Genomic DNA, 18,228 nt, shown 5'->3' on the forward strand with positions numbered 1-18,228 from the left:
CGGCATGACCCTGACCGCCACCAAGAAGGCCGGGGCGGTGGAGACGCCGCCCGCCCCGCGCGCGTCCCGCCGCCCCCGCGGCCGGTCCGGCTGGACGCCCTGGCTCTATCTGCTCCCCGCCCTCGTCGTCCTCGGCGGGCTCCTCGTCTACCCGATCTACCAGCTCGGGCTCATCTCCTTCCTGGAGTACACCCAGGCCCAGGTCAGCGGCGGCGAGCCCACCTCCTTCCAGGGCTTCGGCAACTACACCGCGCTCTTCTCCGACCCGCAGTTCTGGCAGGTCCTCCTCGCCACGATCCTGTTCGCCGCCGCCTGCGTCGTCGCCACGCTCGCCGTGGGCTGCGCGCTCGCGGTGCTCCTGACCCGCGTACGGGCCGTGCCCCGGCTCGCGCTCATGCTCGCCGCGCTCGCCGCCTGGGCCACCCCGGCGGTCACCGGCTCCACGGTCTGGGTCTTCCTCTTCGACCCCGACCACGGCCCGGTCAACCGGCTGCTCGGGCTCGGCGACTTCTCGTGGACGTACGGCCGCTACAGCGCCTTCGCCCTGGTCCTCTTCGAGGTCGTCTGGTGCTCGTTCCCGTTCGTGATGGTCACCGTCTACGCGGGAGTCAAGGCCATCCCGTCGGAGGTCCTGGAGGCCGCGGCGCTCGACGGCGCGTCGCAGTGGCGGATCTGGCGCTCGGTCATGGCGCCGATGCTCCGGCCGATCCTGGTCGTCGTCACGATCCAGTCGATCATCTGGGACTTCAAGCTCTTCACCCAGATCTACGTGATGACGGCCGGCGGCGGGATCGCCGGCCAGAACCTCGTCCTCAACGTGTACGCGTACCAGAAGGCCTTCGCCTCCTCCCAGTACAGCCTGGGTTCGGCGATCGGCGTCGTCATGCTGCTGATCCTGCTGGCGGTGACGCTGGTCTACCTCCGTCTGCTCCGCCGTCAGGGAGAGGAACTGTGACCTCCATACGCATCCGCCGCCCCGGCCGGCTCGCGGCCGAGGCCGCCGCCCTCCTCGTCGCGGCCGTGGTCGCCTTTCCCGTGTACTGGATGGTCCTCTCGGCCTTCAAGCCGGCCGGCGAGGTCCAGTCGGCGCATCCGCGGCCGTGGACCCTGTCCCCGTCCCTCGACTCCTTCCGGCGCGTCTTCGAGCAGCAGGAGTTCGGCCGGTACTTCCTCAACTCGCTGATCGTCGCCTGCGCGGTCGTCGTCGCCTCCGCGCTGATCGCCTTCCTGGCGGCGACGGCGGTGACCCGCTTCCGCTTCCGTTTCCGGACGACGCTGCTGGTCATGTTCCTGGTGGCGCAGATGGTGCCGATCGAGGCGCTGACGATCCCGCTCTTCTTCCTGATGAGGGACCTCGGCCAGCTCAACACGCTGGGCTCGCTGGTCCTGCCGCACATCGCCTTCTCGCTCCCGTTCGCGATCTGGATGCTGCGCGGCTTCGTGAAGGCCGTTCCCGAGGCGCTGGACGAGCAGGCGGCGCTCGACGGCGCGAGCCGTACGCGGTTCCTGTGGCAGATCCTCTTCCCGCTGGTCTTCCCGGGGCTCGTGGCGACGAGCGTCTTCTCGTTCATCTCGACCTGGAACGACTTCCTGTTCGCGAAGTCGTTCCTCATCAGCGACACCTCGCAGTCGACCCTCCCGATGGCGCTGCTGGTGTTCTTCAAGCCGGACGAGAACGACTGGGGCGGCATCATGGCGGGGTCGACCGTGATGACGGTCCCGGTGCTCGTCTTCTTCGTCCTCGTGCAGCGCCGCCTGGTCTCGGGACTCGGCGGGGCGGTGAAGGACTGAGCCCCCTGATCTCCGCGACCCCCTGATCTCCGTGCCCCCCTGCCCCCCTGGCCCCCTGGCCCCTGACCTTCTCGATCCCGCCGACCTCCCTGGCCTCCCCTCCCACGAGAGCCGCCTCCGAAAGGCCGATGCCATGCATGGCGACCGTCACGAGCCGCTGATCCCCGCGCCGCGCGCCCTCGACGTCCAGGCGCCGGGCGCCGGCCACGTCACGCTGGACGAGGACACCACCCTGGACGCCGGGCCCGGCACCGAGGGCGCGGCGCGCTGGCTGCGCCAGGCACTCGGCGCCGCCACCGGGCTGCCCTTCGCGCCGGGCGGCGGCCCGCGGGCGATCCGGCTGCGCGTCAGCGCCGAGGTCGAGAAGGCGTACGGCCCGGAGGGCTACCGGCTCTCGACCGACGGCTCCCGCGACCAAGGCGCCGCCGTCCTCCTGGAGGGCGGCGGCGCGGCCGGGGTGTTCTGGGGCCTCCAGACGCTCCGTCAGCTCCTCGGGCCCGACGCGTACCGGAAGGCGCCCGTCGGCCCGGCCGCCCGCGGCCGGGACCTTCCCCGTCTCACCGTCGAGGACGCCCCGCGGTTCGGGTGGCGCGGGCTCATGCTCGACGTCGCCCGGCACTTCATGCCCAAGGACGACGTCCTGCGCCAACTGGACCTGATGGCCGCGCACAAGCTCAACGTCCTCCACCTCCACCTCACCGACGACCAGGGCTGGCGCGTGGAGATCAGGCGCCACCCGCGGCTCACCGAGGTCGGCGCCTGGCGCGCCCGTACGAAGTGGGGGCACCGGGCCTCGCCGCTGTGGAACGAGACGCCGCACGGCGGGTTCTACACCCAGGACGACATCCGCGAGATCGTCGCGTACGCCGCCGAGCGCCACATCACCGTGGTCCCGGAGATCGACGTCCCGGGCCACTCGCAGGCCGCCGTCGCCGCCTACCCGGAGCTGGGCAACACCGACGTCGTCGACACGGCGGCGCTCACCGTCTGGGACACCTGGGGCGTCAACCCGAACGTCCTCGCGCCCACCGAGGCGACCCTTCGCTTCTACGAGGGCGTCTTCGAGGAGGTCCTGGAACTCTTCCCGTCGACCTTCGTGCACATCGGCGGCGACGAGTGCCCGAAGGACCAGTGGAAGGCGTCCCCGACGGCCCAGGCCCGGATCAAGGAGCTGGGGCTTGCCGACGAGGACGAGCTGCAGTCCTGGTTCGTCCGCCACTTCGACCGCTGGCTCGCCGACCGGGGCCGGCGGCTGATCGGCTGGGACGAGATCCTGGAAGGGGGCCTGGCGCCGGGTGCGGCCGTGTCGTCGTGGCGGGGGTACGGGGGAGGGGTCACCGCCGCCGAGGCCGGGCACGACGTCGTGATGTGCCCCGAGCAACAGGTGTACCTGGACCACCGTCAGGCGCCGGGCGAGGACGAGCCGATGCCCATCGGGTACGTGCGGACCCTGGAGGACGTCTACCGCTTCGAGCCGCTGCCACCCGGCCTGAGCCCCGAGGCCGCCGCCCACGTCCTGGGCGCCCAGGCCAACGTCTGGACCGAGGTCATGGAGAACCGCTCCCGAGTCGACTACCAGGTCTTCCCGCGCCTCGTCGCCTTCGCCGAGGTGGCCTGGTCCGCGCTGCCCGCACCGCGGGAGCGGGACTTCGCCGGCTTCGAGGACCGGATGACCGCCCACTACCGGCGCCTGGACGCCCTCGGCGTCGGCTACCGGCCGCCCGCCGGGCCGCACCCCTGGCAGCGGCGCCCTGGCGTGCTCGGGCGGCCCCTGGAGGGAGCGCCCCCGAACGTGTGAGGCAGGTCGCGTCCCCACGTCACCCAAGAGCGGCAACACGGAAGTTACCGTCTCCGGTACGGCTTCCCGGACGGAACCGTCCTTCGCGGACCCTCGCGTCGGACGGCTCGGAAGATGTGCCAGAGTTGCCACGTCCGGGCTGTGAGCACGTACGGTACGGCCACACAGGCGTGACAGCCGGGGACGAGTCGGGGACCGCCGGGGACACCGGGAAGGGGCAGCGGGTTGACCACGCACGCACCACAGACGGCGCAGTCCGTGACGCTGCCCGCCTCGCTCGACGAGGCCGTGGCGGCACTCGCCGCCATGCCCGCCGCCGTACCGGTCGCGGGCGGCACGGACCTGATGGCCGCCGTCAACAAGGGACAGCTCAGGCCCGCCGGTCTGGTCGGCCTCGGCCGCATCAACGAGATCCGCGGCTGGCAGTACCAGGACGGCCACGCGCTCCTCGGCGCCGGTCTGACCCACGCCCGGATGGGCCGCCCCGACTTCGCGGCCCTCATCCCCGCCCTCGCCGCCGCCGCGCGCGCCGCAGGGCCGCCCCAGATCCGCAACGCCGGCACCCTCGGCGGCAACGTGGTCACCGCGGCTCCCACCGGCGACTCCCTGCCCGTCCTGGCGGCCCTGGAGGCCGACCTCGTCGTCATGGGCCCGCTCGGCACGCGCGAGATCCCCGTCTCCCATCTGCTGGCGGGCCGCGACCTGCTGGCCCCCGGCGAGCTGGTCGCGTTCGTCCGCGTACCCCTCCTGCACGCCCCGCAGGTCTTCCTCAAGGCGACCGGCCGCACCGGCCCGGCGCGCGCCACCGCCTCCGTCGCGGTCGTCCTCGACCCGGCGCGGCGCGGGGTGCGCTGCGCGGTCGGCGCGATCGCCCCGATGCCGCTGCGGCCGCTGGAGGCGGAGCACTGGATCGCCTCGCTGGTCGACTGGGACGGCGACCGGGGCCTCGCGCCGGAGGCGCTGACGGCGTTCGGCGAGTACGTGGCGGCGGCGTGCATCCCGGACCCGCCGGGCGACGAGCAGCTGCCACCGGCCGTACTGCACCTGCGGCGCACGGTCGCCGCGCTGGCTCGACGGGCACTGGGGAGGGCGCTGTCGTGAGCGAAGAACCGAACGGAAACGCGGGCGGGGGCGGCTGGGAGCCGATCCCGCAGAGCGAGGGGTACGACGGCGACGCCACGGCGTTCGTGCAGCTGCCCCCCGAGTTCATGCTCGACGGCGTCCCGCTGGAGGCGCCGGGTCACGGCTACGTACCGCCGATGATCATGCCGCTGACTCCGCTCACCCCGGCCGCGGGGACCGACCCGGCGGCCACGGGGCAGTGGGTGGTGCAGGTCCCGACGGCCGCGGAGACGACGGCTCCGGACGCGCCGGAGCAGCCCGTCGACCCGGACCCGCACGCGACGGGGCAGTGGAGCTTCGCGGAGAGCGCGGAGCCCGATCCGCACACGACCGGCCAGTGGCGCTTCGACGCGGGGGAGACGCCCGACCCCTCGCCGACCGGGCAGTGGAAGATCCCGGTGGTGACGGACGGTTCGGACACCTCGGACGAATCCGGCGAGTACACGACGTCGATGCTGGCGCAGTACGCGAGCAGCGCCCCGGCGACCCTGCCGGGCGGCGCGCAGGCGCCGTGGGCGGTCCAGGAACCGGCCACGGAGCCGACGGAGGGGGACGGAGCGGCTCCGGCCGCGGACGGCGGGCCGGAGGCGTTCACGGGCGGCCTGGAGGCCTCCGAGACCTCCGAGGCCCTGGACGCCTCCGGGGCACCCGGGGCTCTGGAGACGCACGAGGCCCTGGAGACCTACGAGGCTCTGGAGCCCCACGAGGCGCCTCAGGCCCCCGACGTCCCTCACGTCTCCGACGTCTCCGATGTCGCCGAGGTCCCTGCCGTCTCGACCGGCACCAGCACGGACAGCGACGAGCACCCGCACATCTCGTACGTCCTGCGGGTGAACGGCGCCGACCGCCCGGTGACGGAGTCCTGGATCGGCGAGTCGCTGCTCTACGTCCTGCGCGAGCGGCTCGGCCTGGCCGGTGCCAAGGACGGCTGCTCGCAGGGCGAGTGCGGCGCGTGCAACGTCCAGGTCGACGGCCGGCTCGTCGCCTCCTGCCTGGTGCCCGCCGCGACGGCCGCCGGCAGTGAGGTGCGTACGGTCGAGGGCCTGGCGACCGACGGCGAACCGTCCGACGTCCAGCGCGCCCTCGCCCGCTGCGGGGCCGTCCAGTGCGGCTTCTGCGTACCGGGCATGGCCATGACCGTGCACGACCTGCTGGAGGGGAACCACGCTCCGACCGAGCTGGAGACCCGCCAGGCGCTCTGCGGCAACCTCTGCCGCTGCTCGGGCTACCGGGGCGTGCTCGACGCCGTCCGGGAGGTCGTCGCCGAGCGCGACGCGCAGGCGGCCGCGTCGGCCGACGAACCCCGCATCCCGCACCAGATTCCCCACCCGCACGACGGAGGCACGGCGTGACCGGCGACGCGACCACCGCCACCACTCCCGCGGCGGCGCTCGACGTCGAGCAGGAGCCCGTGGCGCACGGCCTGGGAACCTCCCTCGCGTCGGCCGACTCCCGGGCCAAGACCGAGGGCACCTTCCCGTACGCCTCCGACCTGTGGGCCGAAGGCCTGCTGTGGGCGGCGATCCTGCGCTCGCCGCACCCCCACGCCCGGATCGTGTCGATCGACACGACGGCGGCGGCCGACATGCCCGGCGTGCGGGCCGTGGTGACCCACGCCGACCTGCCCGGGGCGGCGACGTACGGCCGGACCGTGGCCGACCGTCCGGTCTTCGCGGCCGAGCTCGTCCGCCACCACGGCGAGGCGATCGCCGCCGTGGCCGCGGACCACCCGGACACCGCCCGGCTCGCGGCGGCGGCGATCGCCGTCGAGTACGAGGTCCTGGAGCCGGTCACGGACCCGGAGAAGGCCTTCGCCGCGGAGGCGCTGCACCCGGACGGGAACCTGATCCGCCACATCCCGCTGCGGTTCGGCGACGCCGAGGCGACGGGCGAGGTCGTGGTAGAGGGCCTGTACCGGATCGGACGCCAGGACCCGGCCCCTATCGGAGCGGAGGCCGGACTCGCCGTCCCGCGCCCCGACGGCGGGGTCGAGATCTACACCGCCTCCACCGACCCGCACACCGACCGCGACCTGGCCGCGGCCTGCTTCGGCCTCACGCCGGACCAGGTCAAGGTCGTCGTGACGGGCGTTCCGGGGGCGACGGGCGACCGTGACGACCCGGGCTTCCAGATCCCGCTGGGCCTGCTCGCGCTCCGCACCGGCTGCCCGGTCAAGCTGACCGCCACGCGCGAGGAGTCCTTCCTCGGCCACGCCCACCGTCACCCGACGCTGCTGCGCTACCGCCACCACGCGGACGCGGAGGGCCGGCTGGTGAAGGTGGAGGCGCAGATCCTGCTGGACGCCGGTGCCTACGCGGACGCGTCCTCGGAGTCCCTCGCCGCCGCCGTCTCCTTCGCCTGCGGTCCGTACGTCGTCCCGCACGCCTTCATCGAGGGCTGGGCGGTCCGTACGAACAACCCGCCGTCCGGCCATGTGCGGGGCGAGGGAGCGATGCAGGTCTGCGCGGCGTACGAGGCACAGATGGACAAGCTGGCGGCGAAGCTGGGCGTGGACCCGGTCGACGTACGGCTGCGCAACGTCCTGGCCACCGGGGACATCCTCCCGACGGGCCAGACGGTGACGTGCCCGGCGCCGGTGGCGGAACTGCTGGCCGCCGTCCGTGACTTCCCCCTGCCGTCCCTGCCGATGGACACCCCCGAGGAGGACTGGCTGCTGCCGGGCGGGCCCGAGGGCGCGGGCGAACCGGGCGCGGTGCGCCGGGGCGTCGGCTACGCGCTCGGCATGGTGCACATGCTCGGCGCGGAGGGCGCGGACGAGGTCTCGACGGCGACGGTGAAGGTCCAGGACGGCGTGGCCACGGTCATCTGCGCCGCCGTGGACACGGGTTCGGGCTTCTCGACGCTGGCCCGCCAGATCGTCCAGGAGACGCTGGGCCTGGAGGAGGTCCACGTCGCCTCGGTCGACACCGACCAGCCGCCGGCCGGTCCGGCGACGCACGGCCGTCACACCTGGGTGTCGGGCGGGGCGGTGGAGCGCGCGGCGAAGATGGTCCGTACGCAGCTGCTGCAGCCCCTGGCGCACAAGTTCGGCATGTCGACGGAGCTGCTCCAGATCACCGACGGCAAGATCACGTCGTACGACGGTGTCCTGTCGACCACGGTCACGGAGGCGATGGACGGCAAGGAGCTCTGGGCGACCGCCCAGTGCCGGCCGCACCCGACCGAGCCCCTGGACGAGTCGGGCCAGGGCGACGCCTTCGTGGGCCTCGCCTTCTGCGCGATCCGCGCGGTGGTGGACGTCGACATCGAGCTGGGCGCGGTCCGCGTGGTGGAGATGGCCGTCGCCCAGGACGTCGGCCGCGTCCTCAACCCGGCGCAGCTGACCACCCGGATCGAGGCCGGTGTCACGCAGGGCGTCGGCGCGGCCCTCACGGAGAACCTCCGCACGGCGCGCGGCCTGCTGCGGCACCCGGACCTGACGGGCTACGCGCTCCCGACGGCCCTGGACGCCCCGGACATCCGCATCGTGAAGCTCGTCGAGGAGCGCGACGTGGTGGCCCCCTTCGGGGCGAAGGCGGCGAGCGCGGTCCCGGTGGTCACCTCCCCGGCGGCGGTGGCCTCGGCGGTCCGCGCGGCGACCGGCCGCCCGGTCAACCGCCTCCCGATCCGCCCGCAGGCGGCGGTGGGAGCGGTGACGGCGTAGGGCCGGTTCCCCTCGGCACGGGGGTCAGTCCGCGACCGCGTCCTCCGTGCCGCGCCGGGCGCCGAGGAGGGAGAGGGCGAGGATCGACGCGCGGGTGATCAGGGCGGCCAGCAGGATCGTGCCGAAGCCCTCCACGTGCATCAGCCCGATCTCGTCGCCCAGCCAGGACAGCAGCCACCAGATCAGGGCGTCCTGGACGAAGCCCGCCGCGGCGAAGGCCAGCAGAGGGAGGGCGGGGACGGGCTCGGACGGGCCGATGTGGATCAGCTGCGTCAGGACGGCGATCACGAGCCCGGCCAGCAGCGTGCCGAGTACCGCGTCAGCGGTGTCGCCTTCGAGGGTGATCCCCGGCAGCACCGCGCCGGATACGGCGGCTCCGACGAGCGCGCCCAGTCTGCGTCTCACACCGATGTCGGTCATGAGCGGACTGTGACACAGGCGGCGTGTCGGTGTGAAGATCGTATGGAGGCCGTGATCGGAACCGAACCCGGAACCACATGAGCGCCGATCCTCCTTCGCCCTCTCCTGCTCTCCTGGCGGACGCCAGGGTGAACCGCTCGTGATGCCAGGCCCAAGCACCGTCAGCTCAATTGGCTTTGCGAGTGCGGACGTTCACCGGAAGGGCGATCGGATCCGGCGCTGCGCCGTTACGCTCCGATGACCATGCAGGTGCTGGGGGACCGGAGGGGCGATGCAGGCCGGCGACGTCAAGCTGGGGAAGGTCTTCGCGAACGACCACCAGAGCGTGATCCCGATCTTCCAGAGGCCCTATGTATGGGATCAGGAGGACAATTGGGAACCCTTGTGGATGGACGTCCGGACGGCGGCGGAGGAGGTGGAGGCGGAGACAGAGCCCCAGAGCGGTACGGGGCAGTCGAAGCCGCGCACCTACTTCCTGGGCGCCGTGGTCGTACAGGAGCGGTACCGGCCGCCCCGGCGCCTCGGTTCGTCCCACATCATCGACGGCCAGCAGCGCATGACCACGCTGCAGATCCTCTTCGCGGCGGCTCGGGCTGTCGCCCACGACATTGCCGCCGACAGCGTCGTCGGGCGTTTCACGAGTCTGCTGGAGAACCGGGCGGAGACGGTTCACGAGGCGTTCCCGGACGACCGCTACAAGGTCTGGCCGCTCCCTCAGGACCGTGCGGCATTCCTCTGGGCCGTACGTGGGAGCGACGACGACGGTACGGCGCCCGCCCCCGACCACCGGCTGGTCCGTGCCCGCGTGTGGTTCGAGCAGGAGATCGGCGACTGGGCCAAGGCCGCGCCCAACCCGGCCCAGCGGCTCGACGACCTGTTCTACACGCTTCAAGAGCGCATGCAGCTCGTCGAGATCGTCCTGGACGCGGGTGACGACCCGCAGGTGATCTTCGAGGCGCTGAACCACCGTGGAGTGCGCCTCGACGCTGCGGACCTCGTGAAGAACCTCCTTTTCCAGACCGTCGAGTCGCAGGGGGAGCATCAGCACTCCGAGGAGCTGTTGATGAACGCCTGGCTGCCTCTGGATGCCGAACCCTGGCGCGGTCAGGTCACCACCGGACGCATCAGGCGGGCCCGGATCGACCTGCTCCTGGCCTATTGGCTGACTGTTCAAAAGCGTCAAGACGTCCTGGTGGAGCACCTGTTCGCCGACGTCAAGAAGTGGCTACCGGAAAGTGGCCGGCAGGCTTCGGACGTGATCCGGGACATCAGGCATTATGCCGAGACGTATCAGCGGGTTCGGGGATTGCCGCTGACCGATCCCACCGGCCGTTTGCTCGACCGCATGCAGACCATGACGACGACGCCGTGGCCGGTGCTGCTCTATCTGCACGCGACGGACGACGTACCGAACGGCCAGCGAGCGATCGCGGCCCGCGCCATCGACTCCTTTCTCATGCGGCGAGCCGTCTGCCTGATGACGACGAAGGACTACAACCGACTCTTCGTCCAGGTACTGGCCGATGCTCAGCAGAGCGATCCCGCTCGGGCCGGTCACGCCGTCGTGCGCAGCCTGCGGAATCAAACGGCCGACGCCCGGCTGTGGCCTGACGACCGGACGTTCCTTGCAGCCCTGATCGCGAACGATCTCTACCGTCGTTCCTACCGTGCCCGGTTGAAGGCTCTGCTGGTCGGACTGGAGAATCACCTGCGGACGCCGAAGACCGAGCACGCGCCGGCACTTTCCAGTGCGGACTCCCGGCTGAACATTGAGCATGTTCTGCCGCAGAAATGGGAGACGCACTGGCCGCTGAACGACGTTGACAGCGAGGAGGCCTTGAAGAAGCGACATGAGGCGGTCCATCAGCTCGGCAATCTCACGCTCACCACCACGAAGCTCAACCCGTCGTTGAGTAACCGGGAATGGCCTCACAAGAAGGACAGCCTGGGTGCTCACAGCCTTTTGCGGCTGACGACCTCGTCAGTGCTCTCCGCGCCGGAGGGGCTTCAGGACAAGTGGAGCAACGAGCGTTGGGTCGAGTGCTGGGACGAGGACCGGATTCAGCTGCGCACCTTGTGGCTTGCCCACATCGCCCTACAGGCATGGCCGAAGCCCAAGGGCGACACCGACTGACTGGGCTCGTTCTGCGCCTCACGGGCCGCGCCCGGTGGTGGGCTTCGGCTCGGCCGGGTGGCCCGGTGGTCGGGCGTTCGCCTCGGCCACCAGGGCGCTCGTCGACTGGCAAAATTGACCACCGAAGAGTTCCCGCTGTCCTTATACCTGCGGTGCGGGGCGCCACAGGTTCCTCTCTCGTATCCCTAAGCTGAGACGGGAACTGAGACGGACAGCCGGAAAGGGCGGCACCCCGACGGGGTGCCGCCCTTTCGTTCTTCCTGGTCAGACAGGTAGAGGCCGTGGCGGGAATTGAACCCGCGTAACTCGCTTTGCAGGCGAGCCCCTGAACCACTCGGGCACACGGCCGTGTTGGTGACGAGTTCGAACCTAGGGCGGGGGCGGGCGTGGCTCAAGGGATTCCCGGGGGCCGCAACACGACTGCCATACCGCGTTCACGGTGGGCGATCCGCCGCCGGTCCGCCGCCGGTCCGCCGCCGGTTCGCCGACCGGTCCGCTGACCGGTTCGGCGATGGGTCCGCTGCCCGGTCCGCTGCCCGGTCCGCTGCCGGGTCCGCCGTCCGCTCCGGCGGTCGGCCGCCGGGCCGGGCCTACGACCAAGGGACCAGGCGAGACCCTTCTCCGGACAGGGTCCATTCCGCTTTATGCCCCTTACGCTGGCTCCATGAGCGCCCTCGAACCCCGTGACGCCGACCCCGGCGTCGCTCCGGACATCTCCGCCGCCGTCCTCTCCCCGGACGGCGGTTCCGTGCTCGACCGCGAGCACCGGGCGCTCAGCATCGGCATCGTCTCCGTCGTCCTGCTCATCGCCTTCGAGGCGACCGCTGTCGGGACGGCCATGCCGGTCGCGGCGCGCGAGCTGAACGGAATCCCGCTCTACGCCTTCGCCTTCTCCGCCTACTTCACCACCAGCCTCTTCGCCATGGTCCTCTCCGGGCAGTGGTCCGACCGCGGCGGGCCCCTCGCCCCGCTCGCCGTCGGCATCAGCGCCTTCGCCGCCGGGCTGCTGCTCTCCGGGACCGCCGGCACGATGTGGCTCTTCATCGCCGGACGGGCCGTCCAGGGCCTCGGCGGCGGGCTGGTGATCGTCGCGCTGTACGTCATCGTCAGCCGCGCCTACTCCGAACAGCTACGACCCGCGATCATGGCCGCCTTCGCGGCGAGCTGGGTCATCCCGTCCGTCGTCGGTCCGCTCGCCTCCGGGACGATCACCGAGCACCTGGGCTGGCGCTGGGTCTTCGTCGGGATCCCCGTTCTCGTCGTCCCCGCCCTCGCCCTCGCCCTGCCCGCCATCCGCCGCACCGCCTCCGGTCCCGCCGACCCGGCCGCGCCCCTCCCGCCGTACGACCGCCGGCGGATCCGGCTCGCCCTCGGCATCTCGGCCGGCGCGGGGCTGCTCCAGTACGCCGGTCAGGAGCTGCGCTGGCTCTCGCTCCTCCCGGCGGTGGCGGGCGCGGCGCTGCTCGTGCCGGCGGTGCTCGGCCTGCTGCCGCGCGGAACCTACCGGGCCGCGCGGGGGCTGCCGTCGGTGGTGCTGCTGCGGGGGATCGCGGCGGGCTCCTTCATCGCCGCGGAGTCCTTCGTACCGCTCATGCTCGTCACCCAGCGGGGGATGAGCCCCACGCTCGCCGGCCTGTCGCTCGCGGTCGGCGGGGCGACCTGGGCGCTCGGGTCGTGGATCCAGTCGCGGCCGTGGACGGAGCCGTACCGCGAACGGCTCGTCGTGATCGGGATGCTGCTCGTCGCGGCGGCGATCGGCACGGCGCCGACCGTCCTGGTCGAGGCGGTCCCGGTGTGGGTGGTGGCGGTCGCGTGGGGCTACGGCTGCCTGGGCATGGGCATGGTGATCGCCTCCACGAGCGTGCTGCTCCTGAAGCTCTCCGCGCCGGAGGAGGCGGGCGCGAACTCCGCGGCGCTGCAGATCTCGGACGGTCTGTCGAACGTGCTGCTGCTCGCCGTGGGCGGCGCGGCGTTCGCGGCGCTGGGCGGAGGAGCGGTCGGCCACGCGGTCACCGCGGGCGGAGCGGGCCACCCGGTGGCCTTCGCGGCCGTCTTCCTCCCGATGGCGGCGGTGGCCCTGGCGGGGGCCTGGGTCGCGACCCGGCTGCGGGCGGCCAAGGCGGGCGTTTGACGGTGCCCGCGAGTGGGAGTGACCGTCCGGTATCACGATGACCCCACAGCTGATACCGTTTTGGTATGGCAATGAACCTGCGTCTCCGCGACGACCAGCAAGAGGCCCTCAAGCTCCGCGCTGAGGAGGAGGGCCGCAGCATGCACGCCATAGTGCTTCAGGCGATCGACCGCTACCTGGAGCAGGAGGCGGACCGTGAAGCCGTTCGCAAGCTCGGCGCCAAGTACGCGGTGCGCCATGCCGATCTGCTGAAGCGCCTGGGGGAGTAGGTGAAGTACCTGACGGTCCAGGAGGTCCTGGACCTCGCGGAGCTCGCCTGCGCGGGACAGCAGATCGCCGTGCGCGACCTGGGGCTGCTCAGTTCCGCGGTGCACCGGCCCCAGTCCCAGATGTTCGGGATCGAGGCCTACACCGACCTCTTCGAGAAGGCTGCCGGGTTGCTTCAGTCGCTCGCGGTGAACCATCCGCTGGTCGACGGCAACAAGCGCATGGCGTGGATGTGCACGGTCGTCTTCCTCGACTTCAACGGCACCGAGATGGTCGACGTGGACCAGGACGAGGCGTACAAGCTCGTCATCGACGTGGCCACCGGCGATCTGGAGGACGTCACCCTGATCGCGCGCCGGCTGCGCGGTCTGCACGAGGCGACGTGAGCTGAGTCGCACCCGGCCGGACCCCGGGGCGTTCGTACGAGGTTCCGGCCGGGCCGCCGGTAAGGTGGCCCGGTTGTCATATCTGGACGAGCGTCGAACCGGAGACCGTGACTACCACCGCCACCTCCTCCCATCACCTCTCTCCCGCCTTCCCCGGGCGGGCCCCCTGGGGCACCGCCAACAAGCTGCGAGCCTGGCAGCAGGGTGCCATGGAGAAGTACATCCAGGAGCAGCCGCGCGACTTCCTCGCGGTCGCGACGCCCGGCGCCGGAAAGACCACCTTCGCGCTGACCCTCGCGTCCTGGCTGCTGCACCACCACGTCGTGCAGCAGGTCACGGTCGTCGCCCCCACGGAGCACCTGAAGAAGCAGTGGGCGGCCGCCGCCGCACGGATAGGGATCAAGCTCGACCCCGACTACAGCGCCGGGCCGCTCAGCAAGGAGTACCACGGCGTCGCGATCACCTACGCAGGTGTCGGCGTACGCCCCATGCTCCACCGCAACCGCTGCGAGCAGCGCAAGACCCTCGTCATCCTCGACGAGATCCACCACGCCGGTGACTCGAAGTCCTGGGGCGAGGCCTGCCTGGAGGCGTTCGACCCGGCGACCCGCCGCCTCGCCCTGACCGGTACGCCCTTCCGTTCCGACACCAACCCCATCCCCTTCGTCACGTACGAGGAGGGGAACGACGGCATCCGGCGGTCGTCCGCCGACTACACCTACGGCTACGGCAACGCCCTCGGCGACGGTGTCGTCCGGCCCGTGATCTTCCTCTCCTACAGCGGCAACATGCGCTGGCGCACCAAGGCCGGCGACGAGATCGCCGCCCGCCTCGGCGAGCCCATGACCAAGGACGCCGTCTCCCAGGCCTGGCGCACCGCGCTCGACCCCCGCGGCGACTGGATGCCGAACGTCCTGCGCGCCGCGGACCAGCGCCTCACCGAGGTTCGCAAGGGCATCCCCGACGCCGGCGGCCTCGTCATCGCCTCCGACCAGGACTCCGCTCGCGCCTACGCCAAGCTCATCCGCGAGATCACCGGTACGAAGGCCACCGTCGTCCTCTCCGACGAGGCCGCCGCCTCCAAGCGGATCGACGAGTTCAGCGAGAACAACGAACGCTGGATGGTCGCCGTCCGCATGGTGTCCGAGGGCGTCGACGTCCCCCGCCTCGCCGTGGGCGTGTACGCGACGACCATCTCGACCCCGCTCTTCTTCGCCCAGGCCGTCGGACGTTTCGTACGTTCCCGCAGGCGCGGCGAGACGGCCTCCGTGTTCCTTCCCACGATCCCCAACCTCCTCGGCTTCGCCAACGAGATGGAGGTCGAGCGCGACCACGTCCTCGACAAGCCGAAGAAGGACGGCGAGGAGGACCCGTACGCCGAGTCCGAGAAGGAGATGGCGGAGGCCGAGAAGCAGCAGGACGAGGACACCGGCGAGCAGGACATGCTGCCCTTCGAGGCGCTGGAGTCCGACGCCGTCTTCGACCGCGTGCTCTACGACGGCGCCGAGTTCGGCATGCAGGCCCACCCGGGCAGCGAGGAGGAACAGGACTACCTCGGCATCCCCGGCCTCCTCGAACCCGACCAGGTGCAGCTGCTCCTCCAGAAGAGGCAGGCCCGGCAGATCGCGCACAGCCGCAAGAAGCCGGACACCGAGGCTGACCTGTTGGAGCTTCCGGCCGAGCGGCGGCCCGTCGTTTCCCACAAGGAGCTTCTTGAGCTGAGGAAACAGCTCAACACGATGGTCGGTGCGTACGTTCACCAGAGCGGCAAGCCCCATGGCGTGATCCACACCGAGCTGCGGCGGGTGTGCGGTGGCCCGCCCAGCGCGGAGGCGACCGCCGGGCAGATCCGCGAGCGGATCAAGAAGGTCCAGGAGTGGGCCACCCGGATGCGCTGAACCCGCAGACGCCGGCACTCGTACGAAGGTGAGCGGACGGGCAGCCGTGTGCCGCTCGGACGGGCCGTGCGCGCGCCGCTTCAGGACGGTCCGTGTGCCGCCGAGCGCACGGTCGTCCGCCCCTCCGGGCGGGCCCGTGTGCCGCTGAGCGGACGGTCCCGCGTCGCTCAGGACGGTCGTGCACCGCTGAGCGGACGGGACCGCACACCGCCACGCGCCGACCGGCGGTATTCAGCCGCTCGCGCCCGGATTCTGGACGAGGTCTTCCGCTGAGCGGAGTGGCTCGCTACTGTCCCCGCAATGCAAACGCCCCGTGGCAGCGCCGCCGCGGAGCGCAGCCGGTGCGCATGGCCTGCCGGCGGCCTCTGACGTGCGTCGCCGCGGGACCGGCGCCGCTGCTCTCGTTTGAAGGTCCGCCGTCACTCACTCCGAAGGAGAGGGCGTCGTGACCGCGGAAACCTCCCAGACGCTCGACCGGGGACTCAGAGTCCTCAAACTGCTCGCCGACACCGACCACGGCCTGACCGTCACCGAGTTGTCCAACCGACTCGGGGTCAACAGGACCGTCGTCTACCGTCTGCTCGCCACACTCGAACAGCACGCGCTCGTACGCCGCGACCTGGGCGGTCGCGCCCGGGTGGGCCTCGGCGTGCTCCGCCTCGGCCGCCAGGTCCATCCGCTCGTACGGGAGGCGGCGCTGCCCGCGCTGCGTTCCCTGGCCGAGGACATAGGCGCGACGGCCCATCTCACCCTCGTGGACGGGGCGGAGGCGCTGGCGGTCGCCGTCGTCGAGCCGACCTGGACCGACTACCACGTGGCCTACCGGGCCGGGTTCCGGCACCCGCTGGACCGGGGCGCGGCGGGCCGCGCCATCCTCGCGGCCCGGCAGGGCAGCCTGATCGAGCCGGGGTTCACGCTGACCCACGGCGAGCTGGAGGCGGGCGCGAGCGGTGCCGCGGCCCCGCTGGTCGGCATCACCGGCATCGAGGGCAGCGTGGGCGTCGTGATGCTCGCGGACGCGGTCCCGGAACGGGTGGGCCCGAGGGTGGTCGACGCGGCCCGCGAGGTCGCCGACGCCCTGCGCTAGGGCGCGCCCACGTCGGGGCACGCGTGCGGGGGGACGCCTCTGAGTCGGGGTGCCTCTGAGTCGGGGCGCGCCTGAGTCGGGACGCCCCTGCGTCGGGACGCGCTTGAGTCGGGGCGCGCCTGCGTGAGGACGCTCCTGGGTCAGGGCGCCTCTGCGTCAGGGCGCGCCTGAGCCGGGGCGCGCCTGCGTGAGGACGCTCCTGGGTCGGGGCGCGCCTGCGTCGGGCCGCGCCTGCGTCGGGGCGCGCCTGCGTCGGGACGCCCCTGCGTCGGGACGCGCTTGAGTCGGGGCGCGCCTGCGTGAGGACGCTCCTTGGTCAGGGCGCGCCTGCATCGGGACGCCCCTGCGTCGGGACGCCCCTGCGTCGGGGCGCGCGTGCGTGAGGACGCTCCTTGGTCAGGGCGCGCCTGAGTCGGGGCGCGCCTGCATCGGGACGCCCCTGTGTCGGGACGCCCCTGTGTCAGGGCGCTCCCGCGCTCCCGCGCTAGGGCGCTAGGGTGCGCCGGGGCCTGTGCCCGCCGCGGGAGCCAGCAGCAGGTCGCCCAGTGCCGTTCTGCGGTGTGCCACCGCTCTGCCCGCCCGTGCCGTCGTGACCAGGCCCGCCCCTCGCAGCGCCGAGGCGTGGGCCGAGGCCGTCGCGTTGCTGACGCCCAGACGGCGGGCCAGCGATGTCGTCGTGTGCGGCGCGCTGAGGGCCCGGAGGAGTTCGAGGCGGGTGCGGCCCAGGACGGTCGCCAGGGACTCCTCCGTGCCAGGTGCGATGTCCGGAGTGAGCGGCAGCCCGGGGCCCGCCGCGTACGTCACGACCACCGGCCGGTCCGGCCGGTCCTGGACGAGCGGCCGGCCGGTCCAGTGGAAGGTCGGCAGGAGGACGAGGCCACGCCCTGCGAGGCGGATCTCCCGCTCGGCTGCCGGAGAGGCGGACACCGCCGGCCATTCCCAGACTCCGTCATGCAGCCGGGTGCCGGGGACCAGGACCTCCAGGGCGGCGCCGATCCCGTGCTCGGCGACCGTCAGCGCGTGCCGGGCGAACTCCGCACGGTGCTGGTCCTGCACCAGCGGCCACACCGGTGCCACGACCGTCTCGTACGCCGCCCGCTGGGCCCGGCGCAGCACACGCCCGGCGTCCTTCCCGCCCGCGTGGAGCTCGCGGATCCAGCGCGGGGCGGGACGACCGGCGTAGACCCGCTCCAGCTCGGATCGCACCAGCTCCGCCGGAGCCGCCTCCACCAGGTCCAGGCCCTCGGCCGGAGTCTCGCCGAGCACGTCGAGGAAGAGTGGGGGATCGCCGCCGGGAACGAGGTCCGCGAGCGGGGCCACGGCGTCCGGCAGGGACCGCAGCACCCGCCGTCGCCAACGGCCGTGGAGCAGCTCGCCGCCGCCCGCGAACAGCATCATGAAGGCCGCGTTCAGCTCCGGCAGAGGGGCCGGCCGGGCGGCGAACCGCACCCGGGCCAGGTCCTCGGCCGTGAACCGGATCCGTGTCAACGCCGTCGCCTCATTCCGCGCTCCCCGCAAGCCTTTCGATCA

14 protein-coding genes and 1 tRNA gene are annotated in these 18,228 nt (G+C 72.2%); 12 read left to right on the top strand and 3 right to left on the bottom strand.

Features of this window, described 5'->3' with window-relative positions:
* The first annotated feature begins 4 nt into the window (after positions 1-4).
* The 6 genes from ACF1G2_RS05885 (at position 5) to ACF1G2_RS05910 (ending at position 8,375) form a co-directional block, all read left to right on the top strand.
* Positions 5-955: a carbohydrate ABC transporter permease gene (locus ACF1G2_RS05885; protein ID WP_391797087.1), complete on the top strand. Its 951-nt coding sequence runs from the start codon at positions 5-7 to the stop codon at positions 953-955.
* Positions 952-1,791 carry a carbohydrate ABC transporter permease gene (locus tag ACF1G2_RS05890; RefSeq protein WP_391797088.1) on the top strand — a complete coding sequence of 280 codons (840 nt, stop codon included), beginning with the start codon at positions 952-954 and terminating at the stop codon, positions 1,789-1,791. Before ACF1G2_RS05885 ends, ACF1G2_RS05890 begins: the two co-directional genes overlap by 4 nt.
* A gap of 133 nt (positions 1,792-1,924) precedes the next feature.
* Positions 1,925-3,589: a beta-N-acetylhexosaminidase gene (locus ACF1G2_RS05895; protein WP_391797089.1), complete on the top strand. Its 1,665-nt coding sequence runs from the start codon at positions 1,925-1,927 to the stop codon at positions 3,587-3,589.
* A gap of 225 nt (positions 3,590-3,814) precedes the next feature.
* Positions 3,815-4,690: an FAD binding domain-containing protein gene (locus tag ACF1G2_RS05900; RefSeq protein WP_391797090.1), complete on the top strand. Its 876-nt coding sequence runs from the start codon at positions 3,815-3,817 to the stop codon at positions 4,688-4,690.
* Positions 4,687-6,063, top strand: a complete 1,377-nt coding sequence (locus ACF1G2_RS05905; RefSeq protein ID WP_391797091.1) for a 2Fe-2S iron-sulfur cluster-binding protein — start codon at positions 4,687-4,689, stop codon at positions 6,061-6,063. The genes ACF1G2_RS05900 and ACF1G2_RS05905 overlap by 4 nt, the downstream gene beginning before the upstream one ends.
* Positions 6,060-8,375 carry a xanthine dehydrogenase family protein molybdopterin-binding subunit gene (locus ACF1G2_RS05910; protein ID WP_391797092.1) on the top strand — a complete coding sequence of 772 codons (2,316 nt, stop codon included), beginning with the start codon at positions 6,060-6,062 and terminating at the stop codon, positions 8,373-8,375. The genes ACF1G2_RS05905 and ACF1G2_RS05910 overlap by 4 nt, the downstream gene beginning before the upstream one ends.
* Before the next feature lie 24 nt (positions 8,376-8,399).
* On the opposite strand, the gene ACF1G2_RS05915 is transcribed toward ACF1G2_RS05910, so the two are convergent.
* Positions 8,400-8,795, bottom strand: a complete 396-nt coding sequence (locus tag ACF1G2_RS05915; protein WP_391797093.1) for a hypothetical protein — start codon at positions 8,793-8,795, stop codon at positions 8,400-8,402.
* 271 nt (positions 8,796-9,066) lie between these two features.
* Between ACF1G2_RS05915 and ACF1G2_RS05920 the strand changes: the two genes are divergently transcribed.
* Positions 9,067-10,929 (top strand): DUF262 domain-containing protein, encoded by a 1,863-nt coding sequence (locus ACF1G2_RS05920; RefSeq protein ID WP_391797094.1) that lies wholly within the window; start codon positions 9,067-9,069, stop codon positions 10,927-10,929.
* A 276-nt stretch (positions 10,930-11,205) separates the two neighbouring features.
* Here ACF1G2_RS05920 and ACF1G2_RS05925 read toward each other — a convergent pair.
* Positions 11,206-11,277: transfer RNA gene (locus tag ACF1G2_RS05925), tRNA-Cys, on the bottom strand.
* A gap of 316 nt (positions 11,278-11,593) precedes the next feature.
* Between ACF1G2_RS05925 and ACF1G2_RS05930 the strand changes: the two genes are divergently transcribed.
* The 5 genes from ACF1G2_RS05930 (at position 11,594) to ACF1G2_RS05950 (ending at position 16,698) form a co-directional block, all read left to right on the top strand.
* On the top strand, positions 11,594-13,060 hold the full coding sequence (locus ACF1G2_RS05930) for an MFS transporter (RefSeq protein ID WP_391797095.1): 1,467 nt from the start codon (positions 11,594-11,596) through the stop codon (positions 13,058-13,060).
* A 71-nt stretch (positions 13,061-13,131) separates the two neighbouring features.
* The gene (locus ACF1G2_RS05935) at positions 13,132-13,329 is read left to right on the top strand and encodes an Arc family DNA-binding protein (protein ID WP_351576789.1); all 198 of its coding nucleotides are present in this window, start codon (positions 13,132-13,134) and stop codon (positions 13,327-13,329) included.
* Positions 13,330-13,713 carry a type II toxin-antitoxin system death-on-curing family toxin gene (locus tag ACF1G2_RS05940; protein WP_391797096.1) on the top strand — a complete coding sequence of 128 codons (384 nt, stop codon included), beginning with the start codon at positions 13,330-13,332 and terminating at the stop codon, positions 13,711-13,713. It begins immediately after the preceding gene.
* A gap of 107 nt (positions 13,714-13,820) precedes the next feature.
* The gene (locus ACF1G2_RS05945) at positions 13,821-15,611 is read left to right on the top strand and encodes a DEAD/DEAH box helicase (RefSeq protein ID WP_391797097.1); all 1,791 of its coding nucleotides are present in this window, start codon (positions 13,821-13,823) and stop codon (positions 15,609-15,611) included.
* Between the two features lie 445 nt (positions 15,612-16,056).
* The gene (locus tag ACF1G2_RS05950) at positions 16,057-16,698 is read left to right on the top strand and encodes an IclR family transcriptional regulator (RefSeq protein ID WP_260229619.1); all 642 of its coding nucleotides are present in this window, start codon (positions 16,057-16,059) and stop codon (positions 16,696-16,698) included.
* A gap of 492 nt (positions 16,699-17,190) precedes the next feature.
* Here the strand turns inward: ACF1G2_RS05950 and ACF1G2_RS05955 are convergent, their stop codons facing one another.
* Positions 17,191-18,186, bottom strand: coding sequence for an ArsR/SmtB family transcription factor (locus ACF1G2_RS05955; RefSeq protein ID WP_391797098.1), 996 nt, complete (start codon positions 18,184-18,186; stop codon positions 17,191-17,193).
* Positions 18,187-18,228: the final 42 nt, after the last annotated feature.

The sequence above is a fragment of the Streptomyces sp. NPDC013457 genome, from assembly GCF_043089925.1.
GTDB lineage: Bacteria > Actinomycetota > Actinomycetes > Streptomycetales > Streptomycetaceae > Streptomyces.